Raw genomic sequence first — 17,304 nt, 5'->3', positions numbered from 1 at the left:
CAAAGGTGACGAGAAGCGGAATTCAGGAGGTCAGCCAGGCGCGGAGTCGTTCCTCGCAGTGCAGGATCGCCTTCGTCTCGACGCGTTCGTCGACCTTGTGCGCCAGCAGGGCGTCGCCCGGGCCGTAGTTGACCGCCGGGACCCCGAGGGCGCTGAAGCGGGAGACGTCCGTCCAGCCGAACTTGGGCATGGCGCGGCCGCCGACCGCCTCCATGAAGGCCTCGGCGGCCGGGTGGGAAAGGCCGGGGAGGGCGCCGGGCGAGGAGTCGTCGACCACGAACTCGGCGATGTCGCAGTCCGCGAACACCTCCCGTACGTGGGCCAGGGCCTCGGCCTCGGTGCGGTCGGGGGCGTAGCGGAAGTTGACCGTCACCGTGCACGCGTCGGGGATGACGTTGTTGGCGACGCCGCCCTCGATGCGCACCGCGTTGAGGCCCTCGTGGTACTCCAGGCCGTCGATGACCGGCTTGCGCGGCTCGTAGGCCGCGAGCCGGGCGAGGATCGGGCTCGCCGAGTGGATGGCGTTGGAGCCCATCCAGCTGCGGGCGGAGTGGGCGCGCTCGCCGGCGGTGCGCAGCAGGACGCGCAGGGTGCCCTGGCAGCCGCCCTCGACCTCGGCGTTCGAGGGTTCCAGCAGGACCGCGAAGTCGCCCGTCAGCCAGTCGGGGTGGGCGCCTGCGACCTTGCCGAGGCCGTTGAGGTCGGCGGCGACCTCCTCCTGGTCGTAGAAGACGAAGGTGAGGTCCCGGTTCGGCTCGGGTACGGTCGCGGCGATGCGCAGCTGCACGGCGACACCGGACTTCATGTCGGTGGTGCCGCAGCCCCAGAGCACGTCGTTCTCGTCGAGGCGGGAGGGGACGTTGTCGGCGATCGGCACGGTGTCGAGGTGGCCGGCGAGTACGACGCGCTCGCCGCGGCCGAGGTTCGTGCGGGCGACGACGTTGTTGCCGAAGCGGTCCACGGTCAGGTGCGCCAAGCCGCGCAACGCGTGTTCCACGAGGTCGGCGAGTACCTTCTCGTCGCCGCTCACGGACGGAATGTCGACGAGCCGGGCGGTCAGCTCGGCGGCGTCCTGGGTGAGGTCCAGCTCGGATTCGGACATGGAGCTGACCCTAACGCCCCGGGCTGCGGCGAAGCCTCGTACGTCCGGCCGGTGGACGCGTCATATGGCTCAAGTACGGTGGGCCGCGTGTCCGAGACCCGTGAACCCCGTCCTCGTCGCCGCCGCCGGCTGCTCCGGGCGGCCGTCGGCCTGTTCGTTCTCCTCGCGGTGGCCGGCTACTTCGCCGTGCAGCGCGATTCGAACGGTGGCGGCGGTGCCCCGTTCTGCGTGGCCAGCGTGGATCCGGTCGGGGAGGACAGTACCTCCGAATCGTACGAAATGTCTCCGGAGCAGGCGGCGAACGCGGCGACGATAGCGGCCGTCGGCGTCGCCAAGGGCCTGCCGGACCGGGCCGTGACCATCGCGCTGGCGACCGCCATGCAGGAGTCCGCGCTGCGCAACCTCGACCACGGCGACCGGGACTCGCTGGGTCTGTTCCAGCAGCGGCCCTCGATGGGCTGGGGCACCCCGGAGCAGATCACGGACCCGGTCTATTCGGCCGGAATCTTCTACGACCACCTCGTGGACGTGGAGGGGTACTCGCGGCTGCCGCTGACGGTGGCCGCGCAGAAGGTGCAGCGCAGCGGGTTCCCGCAGGCGTACGCGAAGCACGAGCCGGACGCGACGGTGCTGACGGCGGCCTTCGCCGGCGGCGGCACCCTGAACTGCGGCGGGCCGGCGCCGGCGGGGCCGGGCGACCCTGAGCGGGTACGGGCCGACCTGGTCCGGATCTTCGGCAAGGACGGGATGCACACGCTGCCCCCGCAGGGCGGCCAGGCCGGCCGGAACAGCGGCGGGGGCCAGGCGGCCCCGGAGGTCGAGGTCACCCTGGTGGAGAAGAGGGGCGGCGACGAGGCCGTGGTCCGCCGCAGCCGGGCCATGGCCCACTGGGCGGTGGCCAACGCGAAGGCGATGGGCATCTCCCGCGTGTCGTACGACCGGCACGGCTGGGTCGGCGGGCAGGACCGGGGACGGTGGCAGGACATGGGCGCGGTGGGGGCCAAGAACGGCGAGGAAGACCCCTACGGCGCGCGGCCGGGCGAGGTACGGATCTTCATGGCCCGCTGATCCGCTCCGCCCGGGGCACGCGCCGGGGGCACCCGGGCTCACGTGCGAGTGATCACTCCTGCGGGGGGATCCGTGTAGCGGGTCGCGGATCCCGGATCCGGACGGAACCCCAGGTCGGCGCATATCCAATGCGCTTGTCGCGGAAGCCGATTAAACGATGCGTTACCGATCCTTTACCCACCGGCACCGCAACTCCACCCGCCCCGGGAGCGGTTAGCAGGGCGTACTCAGCCGCTACCGCTTAGGAGCAACATGTCTCTCCCCCTGACCCGTCGGATCGCCCGTGCCGCGCTGCTGATCGCAGCCGGGGCAGCGCCCGTGGTCGGTGCGGCCGGCGCGGCCAGTGCCGCCGGTCTGGAGTCCGTGCCGCAGCTGGGCCAGCTCACCGCCGCGGACGGCGCCGCGACCACGGACGCGGCCACGGACGCCGTGGGTGGCGCCGCCAAGACCCTGCCGGCCCCCGCGGCCGACGTGGCCGGCACCGCGCAGGGCCTGCTCGGCGGGCTGCCCGCGGCGCAGGAGCTGCCGGTCTCCTCGCTGCCGACGTCCGGCGTCCTGCCGGCGGGACTGCCCGGCGGCCTGCCGCTCGGCGGCTGACGCCGCAGGAACCGCCGAGGGGGCCGGGAGTGCGAACTCCCGGCCCCCTCGGGCGTTTGCACCGTCACGGCCGACCGGTCAGCCGAGGCGCTTGACCGCAGCCTCCACGCGCTCGTCGGTGGCGGTGAAGGCCACGCGCACGAACCGCGCACCCGCCTCGCCGTAGAAGTCGCCCGGCGCGACCAGGATGCCCAGGCCCGCGAGATGGGCGACGGTGTCCCAGCAGGGCTCGTCGCGGGTGACCCACAGGTAGAGGCTGGCCTCGCTGTGCTCGACCCGGAAGCCGTGTGCCTCCAGGGCCGTGCGCAGTGCCGCGCGGCGGGCCGCGTAGCGCTCGCGCTGCTCCTCGACGTGGGCGTCGTCGCCGAGGGCTGCGACCGTGGCCGCCTGCACCGGGGCGGGGGTCATCATGCCGCCGTGCTTGCGGATCTCCAGCAGCTCGCGCAGCACGTCCGCGTCACCGGCGACGAAGGCCGCCCGGTAGCCGGCCAGGTTGGAGCGCTTGGACAGGGAGTGGACCGCGACGATGCCCTCGTACGAGCCGCCGCACACGTCGTCGTGGAGCACGGAGACCGGCTCGGCCTCCCAGCCCAGCTCCAGGTAGCACTCGTCGCTGAAGAGCAGGATCCCGTGCTCGCGCGCCCAGGCCACGATCCGGACGAGCTCCTCCTTGGCGAGGACCTTGCCGGTGGGGTTGGACGGGGAGTTGAGCCACAGCAGCTTCACGCCGGCCGGGTCGAGCTCGGTAGGGTCGTCGTAGACGACGGCCTCGGCGCCGCACAGCCGCGCGCCGACCTCGTACGTCGGGTAGGCGAGCCGGGGGTAGGCGACCTTGTCGCCGGCGCCCAGGCCCAGCTGGGTCGGCAGCCAGGCCACCAGTTCCTTGGAGCCGACGACCGGCAGCACGTTGCGGTGCTCGGCGGCGCTCGCCCCGAGGCGTCCGCGCACCCAGCCGGTGATCGCGTCGCGCAGGGCGACCGTGCCCCACACCGTCGGGTAGCCCGGGGAGTCGGCGGCCTCGATCAGGGCGCGCCGGATCAGCTGCGGGACCGGGTCCACGGGCGTGCCGACCGACAGGTCGACGATGCCGTCCGCGTGGGCCGCCGCCGTGGCCTTGTACGGCTCCAGCTTGTCCCAGGGGAAGGCGGGAAGACGGTCGGATACTGCGGCCACGGTGGTCTCTGCTCTCTCTGAGTGCTGGTGTGTACGGGTGCCGGAAACACGTCGGTCCCGTGCGGCGGGAAGGCCGTACGGGACCGAGGGGCGCGTCTGACGTGAAGGTCAGTGCTCGCCGTTGATACCGGCGGGCAGCGCCGCGACGAAGGGGTGGTCGCGCTCGATCAGGCCCAGCTTGGAGGCACCACCGGGCGAACCGAGCTCGTCGAAGAACTCGACGTTCGCCTTGTAGTAGTCCTTCCACTCCTCCGGGGTGTCGTCCTCGTAGAAGATGGCCTCGACCGGGCAGACCGGCTCACACGCACCACAGTCGACGCATTCGTCCGGGTGGATGTACAAGGACCGCTGGCCCTCGTAGATGCAGTCGACGGGGCACTCTTCGATGCATGCCTTGTCCTTGACGTCGACACAAGGCTCCGCGATGACGTAGGTCACGCTCTCGTTCCTCCTCGGTAGGGCTTTCCATATCGCGCGGGAGCGCGGCGTCGTCGATGCCCGCACCTAGTATCTCCGTTCCCGGGCACGATCCGAACAGGAGGGGCGGACAGAGCTGTGGAAATCACTGCCGGAGGGCTGCTGGAGGTCCGAATCACCCCGGCTGACGTGGGTAAACGAGTCTCTGTACGACGGGTGGAGGCCGGACTGAGCGGATCACCCGAGTTCACGGACACGGTCGGGGTTCTCACATCCTGGGACCAGGGTGTGCTGCTGATCACAAAGAAGAACGGACAATCCGTCCGCATCGCGGAATCCTCGCTGGTGGCGGGCAAGATCGTGCCTCCGGCGCCGGCCCGGCGGCGGGGTCCCGCGGCCTCCTTCGAGGAGCTCTCGAGGGTGGCGGCGCGGGCCTGGCAGCCGCTGGAGAGCGAGCAGCTGGGCGGGTGGACGCTGCGGGCGGCCGCCGGTTTCACCCGGCGGGCCAACTCCGTGCTGCCGCTCGGCGACCCGGGCATACCGCTGGACGAAGCACTCGCGCGAGTGACCGCGTGGTACGCGGAACGATCCCTTCCTGCCTATGTGCAGGTCGCGACGGGAGCCGCCGGCACCCAGGAGGTGCTCGCTGCGGAGCTGGAGCGGCGCGGCTGGGCGTCCGAGGTGTCGGCGGAGGTACGGATCGGGGCGCTGGCGCCGGTGGGCGACGTGGACGCGCCCGCGGCCGGGGCCGTACGTCTGACCCGTGCCCCGGACGAGGACTGGCTCGGGCGCTACGGGAAGGTGAGCGACCTGGACCTGGCCCGGCGGATGCTGGTGGAAGGGCCGTCGGTGTGGTTCGCGGCGCTGCCCGGCGGCCGGGCCGTCGGGCGGTGCGTGGTGGACGGCCGGTGGGCCGGCTTCGCGGCGGTGACGGTCGATCCCGCGCACCGGCGGGAGGGTCTGGCGACGGCGGTGATGGCCGCGCTGGCCCGGCGGGCGCTGGAGGAGGGCGCGTCGGCGGCGTGGCTCCAGGTCGAGACGGACAATCCGGGGGCACGGGCGCTGTACGACGGGCTGGGCTTCGCCACGCACCACACGTACCACCACTACCGGGCGGCGGCGTGAGTCCGGCGGCCCGGCGGGAGCAGTTCGCGGCCGAGGCCCGTGCCGAGCGGCCCGACCTGGCGCTGCTGTGCCTGCTGCTGGCCGCCGAGGGCGATCCGGAGCTGGACGAGCGGGCCATGGACTGGGCGCAGATCGAGTTGGACCGGCTGGCCGGGATGCTGCCGTTCGGGCTGCGCGGCGGGCGGGCGTGGGCGAACGCGGTGACGGAACTGCTGGGCGGGCGCCTCGGGTTCCACGGCACCCCGGCGGACTACGACCGGCTGTCGTCCTCGCTGCTGCACGAGGTACTGAGGCGGCGGCGCGGGCTGCCGATCCTGCTGTCGGTGGTGTGGCTGGAGGTGGCCCGCCGGGCCGGGGCTCCGGTGTACGGGCTGGGGCTGCCGGGGCACTTCGTGGTGGGCTTCGGCGACCCGGAGGAGGGCGTGGTGGTGGACCCGTTCGCGGGCGGCGCCTCCCTGGGCACCGGGCCGGCGGAGCTGGCCTCGGGTCCGCGCGAGCCGGCCCGGACGCTGGACATCGTGCTGCGGATCCTGGCCAACATCCGGGCGTGGGCCTCGGCCCGCCCGGAGCAGTCGGGGGTGGCGCTGTGGGCGGTGGAGCTGTCGCTGCTGCTGCCGTCGCATCCGGCGGCGCTGCGCTACGAGCGGGCGCGGCTGCTGGTGGAGCGGGGTTCCTTCCAGGAAGGGGCCGCCGAGCTGGACGCGTACGCCGGGGTGGTGTCCGCGGTGGACGCCGACGCGGCGGCCCGCATCCACGCGGAGGCCGCCTCCGCCCGCGCCCTGCTGAACTGAACCGGGGCTCCGCCGGGCCACTGCGGCCTCGTGCGTGCCGGACGACCGGCGTCATGCGGTGGACGTGGCAGTGCCCCCGCCCGGATCCGGGCGGGGGCACTGGTCCACAAGAGACGGTCTAGCTGGGGTTGGTGTCGACGACCACGGTGCGCTCGGCCGTGGTCTTGCCGCGCAGCGCCTTGCCGAGGGCGCCGGCGATGTCCTGCGGGGTGACGGCCGTCTTGTCACCGGTGCCGCGGGTGATCAGAACCCCGTCGAAGGTGTTCCCGTAGGTCGCCTTCAGCGCCTCCAGGTCGAACTTCTCGGTCATGCGGCCGTCCACGGGCGACATGCTGAGGAACTTCGGCAGGGACTTGCTGCCGAACGCGATGGACTTGGTGCCCACCTTGACGACGGCGTTGGCGGACATCGCGGGCTCGGCGAACTCCTTCATGGCCCGGTCCAGTTCGGCCTGGCCGACGGACGGCGGCCTGGTGGTGGTCGGCAGTTCGGCCACGGCCGCCTTGCCGGTGGCGACCTGGTCCTTGAAGGCCTTGGCCACCAGCTGGACGGAGGCGTCCACGTCCAGCGCGGTGCCGGGGGCACCGGGGACGGCGACGGCCTTGCCCGTGTCGAACTTGATCGTGGCCTCGGTGACGGATCCGGACGTGCCCGCGAGCTCCTGGAGCGCGACCTGGAGCTTCTCCTCGTCGGTCGGCATCACGGGTTCGGCGACGCGCTCGTTGCCGAGGAGCGAGCCGATGACCGTGATCGGGTTGTAGTCGCTGCCGGCCGCGTTGCGGACGGTGGTCTGGGCGTCCAGCGTCAGGCCGGCCTTCTCCGGCTTCAGCTCGACCGGCTTGCCGCCGACGCTGAGCTGGATCGGGGCGGCGGCGCGGGTGCCGAAGGCCGTCTGGAGCTTGGAGACGGCCTCGTCACGGCTGCCGCTGATGTCGACGCCGAGCACGGTGGTGCCCTTGGGGACGTCGGAGTGGTTCAGGAGCAGCCCGGCCCCGTAGGCCACGCCGACGAGTCCGAAGAGCGCGCCGCCGAGCAGGACCAGCTTGGAGCGGCCCTTCTTGGCGGGCTTGGCGGTGGCCTTCGGCTGCGCGGACCCGGAGCGCGAGGAGGCCGGCGCGGGCGCCGGTACCGGGGTGGGCAGCGGCCCGTCCAGGTCGGGGCCGGGCCACTGCGGCGCCTCGTCGAAACCGGGCGCGCCGGCCGGGCCGCCGCCGGGGCCGGTCCCGAAGCCGGGGCCGCCGGTGGGTCCGGCGGGGCCGCTGCCGTAGGCCGGGAAGGCCTCGGTCACAGGGCCGGCGTCGACCATGTCGTTCCCGTACGCAGGGAAGCCCTGGGTCGTGCCGACGCCCGGGCCGCCGGGCAGCGGGGCCGTGGGGGCGGGTGCGGGGGCCTGGGCGAAGTCCTGGCCGTAGTCCCTCACCGGCGGCGGCGGGGTGCGCGGCGGTGCGAAGGCGGCGTCCGGCGCGGGCACCGGCGGGGCCTGGGTGCGCGGCGGCGCGGCATAGCCCGCGCCGGGCCCGGCCGGCGGCGGGGTGGGCGTCGGAGTCGGCGTCGGGGACGGCGTGCGGGTGGGCAACGGCCGCTGGGCGGACGGCGGCGCGGCCGCGGCCGGCGGCATCTGCGCCGCGGCGGGGGCCGGCGCCTGGGCGGCCGGCTTGCGCGGGGCGAACCAGTTGCTGGCCGGCTCCTCGGCCCCGGCCGGGGCGGGCGCCGGCGGCTGGGCACGGTCCGGCTCCGGCGCGGCCTCGATCCGGGTCGGCTGCGGGCCCCGCCGCTGCGCGAGCGGCGGCCCGGCCGCCGGAGCGGCCTTCGACTCGGGCGCGGTCTGCTCCCCGGCTCCGGCCGGGCCGGAGTTGGTGCCCATCGCCTTGCGCACGACCACCGGCGGGATCGGCCGCGAACCCGGGATGTTGATCCGGATCCGGGTCGTCAGGGTGGTCTCGGTCTTGGGCCCGTCGGAATCGGGCGTGGACGGCTTCGAGGTCACAGAGTTCTCCTCCGGAGCGGTCGCCGCAGCGTCCGTGGACGGGTACTGGCCGGTTCCATACGGCGGTGTCCCCGAGGGGTAGGCGGCTCCACCGTGCCCCTTGGGCCCGGAGGACGAACTGTCGGTTTCACGACTCAAGGCAGGTTCTCCCGGTTGGCTCCGCCGCCCGTCATACCGTGCGCGGGCAGCTCGGCGGCCCGTCCACCATACTGGCCGTCGCCCGCACGCAACTGACTGCCGGGAATCAGGGGTTCCTCATAGCCCCCGCCAAACCCCTCTGAACCGCCCGGCGAGCCCCTGCGCACTTCCCTCTGCGGATGTCCCTACGAGGTCCGACACCACGTCACTTGGCAGGCCGCGCGGCCGAAACCGGCCGATCCAGCGGGCCGCGCATCGTGGCACACATCACAGCGAGAACGGTCCCACCCAAAAGGTAGACGTACATGCCGATTCCGGACGAACTGAGGAGGAAGTCTCCCTCGGGACGCGGAACGCTGAGCATCACGTACGAGAGGAACCAGCCGGCCGCGGCGCCGCCGACGCCGAAGCCGGTCCCCAGGGCGATCCGGCCACCGAGGAACAGCCCGAGGACGGCCAGCAGGGCGAGCAGCAGACCGCCGGGGAACCACAGGTCCACCACCAGCCAGCCGGCCGCGCCGGTCAGTGCGCCCAGGACCAGCAGAGCCAGGCAGCCGGCGATCCGTCCGGCCGTCGCCGCGCCGCTCATGACTGCACCCCCGCGAAGAGGTCGTGCTCGCGCTCGCCCGCCGGGACGCCCGCCCGGCCCGCGACCAGTTCGTAGTACTCGCGGGTGAAAAGCGGCTGGGCCAGGTCGTTGGAGAGGGCGAAGAAGGGCCCGTCCACGGCGATCTGGGTGGCGTGGGCCCGCATGGCGGCCGCCTTCGCCGCCACGAAAGTGTCCTTGGCGTCGATCTCGGCGGTGATCCGCTCGTCGGCGACGACCCCCGGCACGTCCTCGGGCGAGCCCACCCCGGGGAAGGACACCTCGCCGGCGGCGCGCAGCCGGGCGAAGCCCTCCTCGACCACCGAGCGCGGGACGCGGTTCCAGTAGATCTTCCCGACCCTGTGGGGTGTCCCGAGGTCGCGCCGGAAGGCGGTCTCCGCGGCCAGTTCGACGGCGCGCATGGCGACCCGGTGGGCCTGGATGTGGTCGGGGTGCCCGTATCCGCCGTCCGGGTCGTAGGTGACGAGCACCTGCGGGCGCAGCTCCCGGATCACCTCCACGAGGTACCCGGCGGCCTCGTCCACGTCGGCGGACCAGAATGCCTCGGGGTGGTGGTTCTGCGGGGCGCCCATCATCCCGGAGTCGCGGAAGCGGCCGGGGCCGCCGAGGAACCGGTGGTCGTGGACCCCCAGTTCGGCCATGGCCGCCGCGAGCTCGCCGACGCGGTGGGCGCCGAGGGTGTCGTCGCGATCGGCCGCCAGATGGGCGAGGCCCGGCGGGATGACCTCACCCTCCTCGCCGAGGGTGCAGGTCACCAGCGCGACGTGGGCACCCTCGGCCGCGTACTTGGCCATGGTGACGCCGTTGTTGATCGACTCGTCGTCGGGGTGCGCGTGCACGAGGAGCAGACGACGGGCGGGAAGACCGTTCATGGGACCCAGCCTACGAGGCCAGGCCTAGAACTTGAGGCCACTGATCATGCTCGCCACGTTCGAGGTGAGCTGACTGAGGGTCGGGGCGATAGTGGAACTCGCCAGGTAGAAGCCGAGCAGTACGCAGACCACCGCATGTCCCGCCTTCAGGCCCGCCCGTCGGACCAGCAGGAAGACGATGATCGCCAGCAGCACCACGGCGGAGATCGAGAGTGCCACGGCGTTTCACCTCCACGTCGAGCGGACATCGGTACGCGTATTCGTGCTCGGCAGGACTCATACCCACCGTGCGCTACGGATCATAACTATCCGTACCAGCGCATCGATCGAAATCCGGCAGCACGAGGGGCGCATGCCGCGCATGAGTGGGGTCACGGGGAGGCCGGCCGGCGAGGCTGTACGCCTCCCCGGCCGGCTGTCGGCACCCGCACGGCCGCACGGCATCCAGGTTGCACGCCTCAGATCTCGGGGCAGAAACGGTCAAGTTGCCCCCACGTTAACCGAGTTGCTGGTGCGGCGGACGCCCTCCCGCCGGACGTGCAGCGGTGGCCGGAAATGATCTGTCGGAGGCTATTCCTTCGTCAGCGGATCCACAGGCGGGGAGGGCGGCGGGGGCGGTGGGGGCGGGGGCGTGGGCGGCCGGTCCGACAGCGGGACCACCTGCTTCTCGGCCGCGAAGTGGCAGGCGGAGGGGTGCGCCGCCGGTCCCGAGGGGAAGGCCCGGGGCACCGCGAGCAGCGGGACCTCCGCCGTGCAGCGGGGCTCGGCCTTCCAGCAGCGGGTGCGGAAGGGGCAGCCCGACGGCGGGTTGGCCGGGGAGGGCACGTCGCCGGTGAGGATGATCCGTTCCCGGTGGGCGCGCGCGTCCGGGTCCGGGACCGGGACGGCGGAGAGCAGCGCCTGCGTGTACGGGTGGGTGGGATGGTCGTAGATCTGGCTGTCGGTGCCGATCTCGACGATCCGGCCCAGGTACATGACGCCGACGCGGTCGGAGATGTGCCGGACGATCGAGAGGTCGTGCGCGATGAAGACGTAGGACAGGTCGAATTCGCTCTGGAGCCGGTCCAGCAGGTTGATGACCTGCGCCTGGACGGAGACGTCGAGTGCCGAGACGGGCTCGTCGGCGACGATGATCTCGGGCTGCAGGGCCAGGCCGCGGGCGATGCCGATGCGCTGGCGCTGACCGCCGGAGAACTGGTGCGGGTACCGGTTGATGTACTCCGGGTTCAGGCCGACGACGTCCAGGAGCTCCTGGACCTTCTGGCGGCGCGAGCCCTTGGGAGCCACCTCGGGATGGATCTCGTAGGGCTCCCCGATGATGTCGCCGACCGTCATGCGCGGGTTCAGCGACGTGTACGGGTCCTGGAAGACCATCTGGATGTTGCGGCGCACGGCCTTCAGCGCGCGCCCCGACAGCTTGGTGATGTCCTCGCCCTTGTAGGAGATCGCACCGGCCGTGGGCCGCTCCAGGTTGACGAGCATCTTGGCCACGGTCGACTTCCCGCAGCCGGACTCGCCGACGATGCCCAGCGTCTCGCCGGCGCGCAGGTCGAAGGAGACCCCGTCGACGGCCTTGACCGCGCCGACCTGCTTGCGGAAGACGATGCCCCGGGTCAGCGGGTAGTGCTTGACCAGGTCCTTCACTTCCAGAAGGGACTCAGCCATGGAGGCACTCCTTCCAGAAGTGGCAGGCGCTGGTCCGCTCCACCGGGGACTCGGTCACCCGGTACAGCGGCGGGACGTCGGTGCGGCACACCGCCTGGGCCATGGGACAGCGTGGGTTGAAGGCGCAGCCGGGCGGAATGGCCAGCAGGTTCGGCGGCAGGCCCTTGATGGCGTACAGCTCCTGGCCCTTCTGGTCCAGGCGCGGGATCGAGTCGAGCAGGCCGCGCGTGTACGGGTGCGCGGGCGCCTTGTAGATCTCGTGGACCGGGGCCGCCTCGACGATCCGGCCCGCGTACATGACCGCGATCTTGTCGGCCACGTCCGCGACCACGCCCAGGTCGTGGGTGATCAGGATGAGGCCCATGTTCAGCTCGCGCTGGAGCTCGGCCAGCAGATCCATCACCTGGGCCTGCACGGTGACGTCCAGGGCGGTCGTCGGCTCGTCCGCGATGATCAGCGAGGGTTCCAGGGCCAGCGCCATCGCGATCATGATGCGCTGGCGCATACCGCCCGAGAACTGGTGCGGGTAGTCCCCCACCCGCTCCTTGGCCGCCGGGATCTTCACCCGGTCCATCAGCTCGACGGCCTTGCCCTTGGCGTCCTTGCGGGACATCCCGCGGTGGACCTCGTACATCTCCCCGAGCTGCGCGCCGACGCTCAGCACCGGATTCAGGGAGGACAGCGCGTCCTGGAAGATCATCGCCATCTCGGCGCCGCGGATCCTGCGCCGCTCCTCCTCCTTCATCCTGAGGAGGTCCTTGCCCTTGAACAGGATCTCTCCGCCCGCGATCCGGCCCGGCGGCATGTCGAGGATGCCCATCACGGCCTGGGCGGTCACCGACTTGCCGGAGCCGGACTCACCGAGTACGGCGAGCGTCTCACCCTCGGCCACCGAGTAGTTGACGCCGTTGACGGCCCTGGCGACTCCGTCGCGCGTCTTGAATTCCACGTGCAGATCGCGGACTTCGAGCAGCATGTGCGGGGCTCCTCAGCGCAGCTTGGGGTCGAGGGCGTCGCGCACCGCGTCGCCGAGCATGATGAACGCGAGCACGGTCAGGCTCAGCGCGCCCGCCGGCCAGAGCAGCATGTGGGGGGCGTTGCGGATCTGCGAGGCCGCGTTGGAGATGTCGATGCCCCAGGAGACGGTGGGCGGGCGCAGGCCGACGCCGAGGAAGGACAGGGTGGCCTCCAGGGCGATGTACGTGCCCAGCGCGATGGTGGCGACGACGATGACCGGGGCGATGGCATTGGGCGCCACGTGCCGGAGCATCATCCGGCTGTTGCCGGCGCCGAGGGCCCGGGCGGCCTGGACGTAGTCGTTCTGTTTGGCGGTGATGACGGAGCCGCGGCCGATGCGGGCGATCTGCGGCCAGCCGAGGAGCACGATGAAGCCGACCACCGGCCAGACGGTGGTGCTGGTGACCACGGACAGGAAGACCAGGCCGCCGAGGACGACGGGGATGCCGAAGAAGATGTCCGCGACCCGGGAGAGCAGCGCGTCGCCCCAGCCGCCGAAGAAGCCGGCGAGACCGCCGAGCAGCGAGCCGAGGAAGGCGGCGCCGAGGGTGGCGCACACGCCGACGGTGATGGAGGCGCGGGCCCCGTAGACGGTACGGGTGTACACGTCGCAGCCCTGGGTGTCGTAGCCGAACGGGTGGCCCGGGGAGGATCCCTGCTGCGACTTGGACAGGTCGCACTGGAGCGGGTCGCCGCTCGCGATGAGCTGCGGCCAGATGGAGATGATCACGAGGAAGAGGATCATCAGCGAGGAGATGATGAAGACGGGGTTGCGGCGCAGCTGGTGCCAGGCGTCGGACCACAGGGAGCGGGGCTTCTCCTGCGGTCCGGGTCCGGGCCCGGTGGAGTCGTCGCCGAGGGTCTTCTCCAGACTCTCGGCCTCGTCCAGCGCCAGATCCATGGGCCCGCCCTGGCCGGTGGGTGCGATGGCCTCCCCCTCTCCTGGTTGCAGCGGGTCGTAGGCGGGCTCGTTGTGCTCAGGCATAACGGATCCTCGGGTCCAGGACCGCGTAGAGCAGGTCGACGAGCAGGTTCGCCAGCAGGAAGACGATGACGAGGATGGTCACGAAGCCGACGACGGTGGGCGAGTTGTTGCGCAGGATGCCCTGGTAGAGCTGGTAGCCGACGCCGTGGATGTTGAAGATCCGCTCGGTGACGATCGCGCCGCCCATCAGGGCGCCGATGTCGGTGCCGATGAAGGTGACGACGGGGATGAGCGAGTTGCGCAGCAGGTGGCGGGTGACGACCCGGCGGCGCGGCAGCCCCTTGGCGACGGCGGTGCGCACGTAGTCCGCCTTGACGTTCTCGGCGATGGAGGTGCGGGAGAGCCGGGTGACGTAGGCGAGGGAGACCAGCGCGAGCACGATGCCGGGCAGGATCAGCTCGCCGAAGGGAGCGTCCGGGGAGACGGTGGGCCGGACCCAGCCCCATTTGACGCCGAAGAGGTACTGGAGCAGATAGCCCGTCACGAAGGTCGGCACGGAGATGACGACGAGGGTGAGCACCAGCACGCTGGTGTCGACGGACCGGCCGCGGCGCAGGCCGCTGATCACTCCGAGGGTGATGCCGATGACGATCTCGAAGAAGATCGCGACGATGGTCAGGCGCAGGGTGACGGGGAAGGCGCTGGCCATCAGCTCGGTGACCGGCTGGCCGTTGAAGGCCGTGCCGAAGTCGCCCTGGAAGATCTGCCCCATGTAGTGGAGGTACTGCTTCCACAGCGGCTGGTCGAGGTACAGGTCCTTGCGGATGCGGGCGGCGGTGGCAGGGTCGGGCGCCTTGTCGCCGAAGAGGGCGGCGACCGGGTCACCCAGCGCGTACACCATGAAGAAGATCAGGAACGTGCTGCCGATGAACACCGGGATCATCTGGAGCAGCCGCCGGATCACATAACGTCCCATGGACTGCTCCAGGATCGATCCGAAACGTGGGTCAGCCGACCTTGATCTGGTCGTAGACGGGGACGCTGAACTGGTTGAGCGCCACGTCCGAGAGCCGCTCGGCGTAGCCCGCGCTGCCGTTCTGGTACCAGAGCGGGATGGACGGCATCTGCGCGGCGAGGATCTTCTCGGAGTCCTGGAACTTCGCGACCGCCTTGGCCGCGTCGCTCTCCTGGTTGGCCTCGTCGACGAGCTTGTCGAACTCCGGGTTGCTGAACTTCCCGTAGTTGGAGGACGCGCCGGTGTAGTAGAGGGGCTGGAGGAAGTTCTGGATCAGCGGGTAGTCGGCCTGCCAGCCGGAGCGGAAGGGGCCGGTCAGCTTGAAGCTGCTCTGCTGGTTGCGGAAGTCGGCGAAGGTGCCGATCGGATTGACCGTGCAGACCGGGCCCTCACCCAGGGCGTTGTTGATGCTGTTGCAGACGGCGTCCATCCAGTCGCGGTGCGAGCCGGTGTCCACGTTGGAGGTCAGTGTGACCTTGCCGCCGGGGAGCCCGCCGGCGTCCGTGATGAGCTTCTTGGCCGCCGCCGGGTCGTAGACGCAGGCGTCGCCGCAGACCGTGGAGGAGAAGCCGCCCTTCTCGCCGAGGGCCGGTGAGGTCCAGTCCTTGGCCGGGGTGCGGGTATCGCGGAAGATCTGCTTGGTGATCTCGTCGCGGTTGATCGCCATCGAGATCCCGCGGCGCACGTTCTCCATCCCCTCCTTGCTCCACTGCGGGTCGTACAGCGGGAAGGTGAGGGTCTGGATGATGAGGGCCGGCTGGTTGATGTACCGGTCGCCCAGGTCGTTCTTGACGTTCTTCAGCTGCTGCGCCGGGACGTCGTCGACGAGGTCGAGGTTGCCGGAGATCAGGTCGGTGTAGGCGGTGTTGTTGTCGGTGTAGACCTTCAGGTCCACACCGCCGTTCTGCGCCTTGTCCGGACCTGGGTAGGTGTCCCACTTGCGCAGCTGCATGCCGGTGCCCTTGGTGTACGAGTCCACCGTGTACGGGCCGTTGCCGATCGGCTTGTTCAGCCAGCCGGCGTGGTCCGTGAAGAAGGCCTTGGGCAGCGGGGAGAAGGCCTGGTAGCCGAGGGTCTCGGGCCAGGTGGAGAACTTGTTCTTCAGGGCGACGGTGAAGGTCTTCGCGTCCTTGACGACCAGTCCGGACATCGTCTTGGCCTTGGGCTCACCGGAGGTGGGGTGGACGTCCGCGTAACCGACGATGTCGGAGAAGAACGGCGAGTTGTTCTGCTTGTTGCGCACGTCCGCGCCGTAGTTCCAGGCATCCACGAAGGATTGCGCGGTGACGGGCTCGTCGTTGCTGAACTTCCAGCCGTCCTTCAGAGTGATGGTGAAGTTCTGACTGTCCGTCGTATCGATTTTCTCGGCGACCATGTCGAGGGCCTCGCCGGTCTTCGGGTCGTAGCGCTTGAGCCCCCGGAAGAGCATGTCGAGGACCTTGCCGCCCTGCACCTCATTGGTGTTGGCCGGCTCCAGCGGGTTCTGCGGGTCACCCCACGAGGAGCTGACGATGCCCGCCTCGCCACCACCCCCGCCGCTGTCGCTTCCGCCGCCGCAGGCCGTCGCCGCGAGGGCGACGGCCACCGCACCTGCGGCCCACTTGGCGTGGGTGGCTCCGCGCATGGAGTGCCTCCTAGGGATCCCAAGACTCGCTTAGGGGCCAATGTCACCCTATGTGGGGTCCCGTGCACTCATGGTTGGACCGATTGCACCCGCGCGTCACGCCCCTGTCACCCCTGGGGGTGCAAAGCCAGCTCCCAGGAGTCGACCGCGTAGTGCAGGCCCATGCCGTGCGCCTCGTACAGCGCGAGCGCGCCGGTCGCGTTGTGCGTGTCGACGCCGAGGCCTACGGTGTCCCGGCCGCGCCCGGCGTACACGGCGAAGCCGTGCCGCAGCAGGAAGCCCCCGATGCCGCGGCCGCGCACCTCCTCGGCCACCCCGATGTGGCTGACCCAGGCCATGCTCGTGCGGTCGTCCCGGGTCAGCAGCACGGCCGCGTCGCCGTGGCCGGGCAGGCTCGCGATCCACACCAGCGACCAGTCGAGCTTGCGGCCGTCCATGTGGTCGAGCCAGTTCTCGTACGGGCGGTCCACATGGCCGAAGTGCGCGGCGAAGGTCCGCTCGACCAGGGCGTGGGCGCGGCGGCGGTCGGCCTCGTCGTCGCCGCAGTGGCGCAGGGCGAGCCCGGTCGGAGGGGTCGGCGCCGGGTCGGCGTCCGGTGCCAGTGAGCGGGTCATGACCTGGTAGCGGCGGATCGTGCGGTAGCCGCGCCCGGTGAGGAGGGGCAGGTCGAGGGTGGGCTCCACGTTCAGCTGGAGTCTCAGGACGCCCTGACCGGCGGTCAGCTCCCGGGCCCGGGCCTCCATGCGCTCCAGCAGCAGGACGGCGGCCTCGGAGTGGCCGGGCAGTACGTAGTGGTCCCCATCGACGCGGCCCGGGCCGGAGTCCGCCCAGACGAGGGCGTAGGCCACGAGCCGGCCGTCCTGGTGGGCGAGCCAGGAATCGGTGGCCAGGTCCACGTCGGGGGCGTTGAGATCGGACTCGACGGTTCCGAGATCGGTCTCCGGGCGGCCGATCTCGATCATGTCGACGGCATTGAGCAGGGCGCAGATGTCGGACGCGTCCCCGGGCCCGGCGGGCCGTACGGTGAGGGTCATGCCGTCACTCTCCGTCCCCGGCTCCCGGGGCCGCAACCGGTTTCCGCAGTGCCGGGCGGGAACCGCCCCCCGGGGGGTGAGCGCCCGGATGGCGCCGGCCGCGGCCCCGCAGGGCGCGTCGCCCGGGCCCACGACGGAAAGCGGCCG

General features: G+C 71.4%; 17 protein-coding genes. 4 read left to right on the top strand and 13 right to left on the bottom strand.

Features of this window, described 5'->3' with window-relative positions:
• Positions 1–22: 22 nt before the first annotated feature.
• On the bottom strand, positions 23–1,102 hold the full coding sequence (gene dapE, locus IE257_RS25155; protein WP_189972209.1) for a succinyl-diaminopimelate desuccinylase: 1,080 nt from the start codon (positions 1,100–1,102) through the stop codon (positions 23–25).
• Between the two features lie 87 nt (positions 1,103–1,189).
• Here dapE and IE257_RS25150 point away from each other — a divergent pair, with 87 nt between their 5' ends.
• Both IE257_RS25150 and IE257_RS25145 read left to right on the top strand, forming a co-directional pair.
• Positions 1,190–2,170: a hypothetical protein gene (locus IE257_RS25150; RefSeq protein WP_189972208.1), complete on the top strand. Its 981-nt coding sequence runs from the start codon at positions 1,190–1,192 to the stop codon at positions 2,168–2,170.
• Between the two features lie 252 nt (positions 2,171–2,422).
• Positions 2,423–2,767: an ATP-binding protein gene (locus IE257_RS25145; RefSeq protein WP_189972207.1), complete on the top strand. Its 345-nt coding sequence runs from the start codon at positions 2,423–2,425 to the stop codon at positions 2,765–2,767.
• Positions 2,768–2,845: 78 nt separating this feature from the next.
• On the opposite strand, the gene dapC is transcribed toward IE257_RS25145, so the two are convergent.
• The gene (gene dapC / locus IE257_RS25140; protein WP_189972206.1) at positions 2,846–3,940 is read right to left on the bottom strand and encodes a succinyldiaminopimelate transaminase; all 1,095 of its coding nucleotides are present in this window, start codon (positions 3,938–3,940) and stop codon (positions 2,846–2,848) included.
• 108 nt (positions 3,941–4,048) lie between these two features.
• On the bottom strand, positions 4,049–4,378 hold the full coding sequence (gene fdxA, locus IE257_RS25135) for a ferredoxin (RefSeq protein ID WP_030011906.1): 330 nt from the start codon (positions 4,376–4,378) through the stop codon (positions 4,049–4,051).
• Positions 4,379–4,495: 117 nt separating this feature from the next.
• On the opposite strand from fdxA, the gene IE257_RS25130 reads away from it, so the two are divergent.
• Both IE257_RS25130 and IE257_RS25125 read left to right on the top strand, forming a co-directional pair.
• Entirely contained in the window at positions 4,496–5,482 is a 987-nt protein-coding gene (locus IE257_RS25130) for a GNAT family N-acetyltransferase (RefSeq protein ID WP_189972205.1), read from the top strand.
• Complete coding sequence (locus IE257_RS25125; protein WP_229920648.1) at positions 5,479–6,273, top strand: transglutaminase family protein; 795 nt, start codon at positions 5,479–5,481, stop codon at positions 6,271–6,273. The genes IE257_RS25130 and IE257_RS25125 overlap by 4 nt, the downstream gene beginning before the upstream one ends.
• A 118-nt stretch (positions 6,274–6,391) precedes the next feature.
• On the opposite strand, the gene IE257_RS25120 is transcribed toward IE257_RS25125, so the two are convergent.
• From IE257_RS25120 to IE257_RS25075, 10 genes are all read right to left on the bottom strand, one after another.
• Positions 6,392–8,398, bottom strand: a complete 2,007-nt coding sequence (locus IE257_RS25120; protein WP_189972203.1) for a peptidoglycan binding domain-containing protein — start codon at positions 8,396–8,398, stop codon at positions 6,392–6,394.
• Between the two features lie 205 nt (positions 8,399–8,603).
• The gene (locus IE257_RS25115) at positions 8,604–8,987 is read right to left on the bottom strand and encodes a DUF6113 family protein (RefSeq protein WP_189972202.1); all 384 of its coding nucleotides are present in this window, start codon (positions 8,985–8,987) and stop codon (positions 8,604–8,606) included.
• Complete coding sequence (gene mshB, locus IE257_RS25110) at positions 8,984–9,877, bottom strand: N-acetyl-1-D-myo-inositol-2-amino-2-deoxy-alpha-D-glucopyranoside deacetylase (protein WP_189972201.1); 894 nt, start codon at positions 9,875–9,877, stop codon at positions 8,984–8,986. Before mshB ends, IE257_RS25115 begins: the two co-directional genes overlap by 4 nt.
• Positions 9,878–9,901: 24 nt before the next feature.
• Entirely contained in the window at positions 9,902–10,096 is a 195-nt protein-coding gene (locus tag IE257_RS25105) for a hypothetical protein (RefSeq protein ID WP_030012369.1), read from the bottom strand.
• 351 nt (positions 10,097–10,447) lie between these two features.
• Positions 10,448–11,542 (bottom strand): ABC transporter ATP-binding protein, encoded by a 1,095-nt coding sequence (locus IE257_RS25100; RefSeq protein ID WP_189972200.1) that lies wholly within the window; start codon positions 11,540–11,542, stop codon positions 10,448–10,450.
• Entirely contained in the window at positions 11,535–12,518 is a 984-nt protein-coding gene (locus tag IE257_RS25095; protein WP_189972199.1) for an ABC transporter ATP-binding protein, read from the bottom strand. Before IE257_RS25095 ends, IE257_RS25100 begins: the two co-directional genes overlap by 8 nt.
• A 12-nt stretch (positions 12,519–12,530) precedes the next feature.
• Positions 12,531–13,544 (bottom strand): ABC transporter permease, encoded by a 1,014-nt coding sequence (locus IE257_RS25090; RefSeq protein ID WP_189972198.1) that lies wholly within the window; start codon positions 13,542–13,544, stop codon positions 12,531–12,533.
• Positions 13,537–14,460, bottom strand: a complete 924-nt coding sequence (locus IE257_RS25085) for an ABC transporter permease (protein ID WP_189972197.1) — start codon at positions 14,458–14,460, stop codon at positions 13,537–13,539. The genes IE257_RS25090 and IE257_RS25085 overlap by 8 nt, the downstream gene beginning before the upstream one ends.
• Before the next feature lie 31 nt (positions 14,461–14,491).
• Positions 14,492–16,123, bottom strand: a complete 1,632-nt coding sequence (locus IE257_RS25080) for a peptide ABC transporter substrate-binding protein (protein ID WP_189972196.1) — start codon at positions 16,121–16,123, stop codon at positions 14,492–14,494.
• Between the two features lie 107 nt (positions 16,124–16,230).
• Complete coding sequence (locus tag IE257_RS25075; RefSeq protein ID WP_189972195.1) at positions 16,231–17,157, bottom strand: GNAT family N-acetyltransferase; 927 nt, start codon at positions 17,155–17,157, stop codon at positions 16,231–16,233.
• Positions 17,158–17,304: the final 147 nt, after the last annotated feature.

It is taken from the genome of Streptomyces avidinii, assembly GCF_014650695.1.
GTDB classification, from domain to species: Bacteria; Actinomycetota; Actinomycetes; order Streptomycetales; family Streptomycetaceae; genus Streptomyces; species Streptomyces avidinii.
The sequence above is the reverse complement of the archived record's forward strand: the minus strand, read 5'-3'. Positions and strand labels throughout refer to the sequence as shown.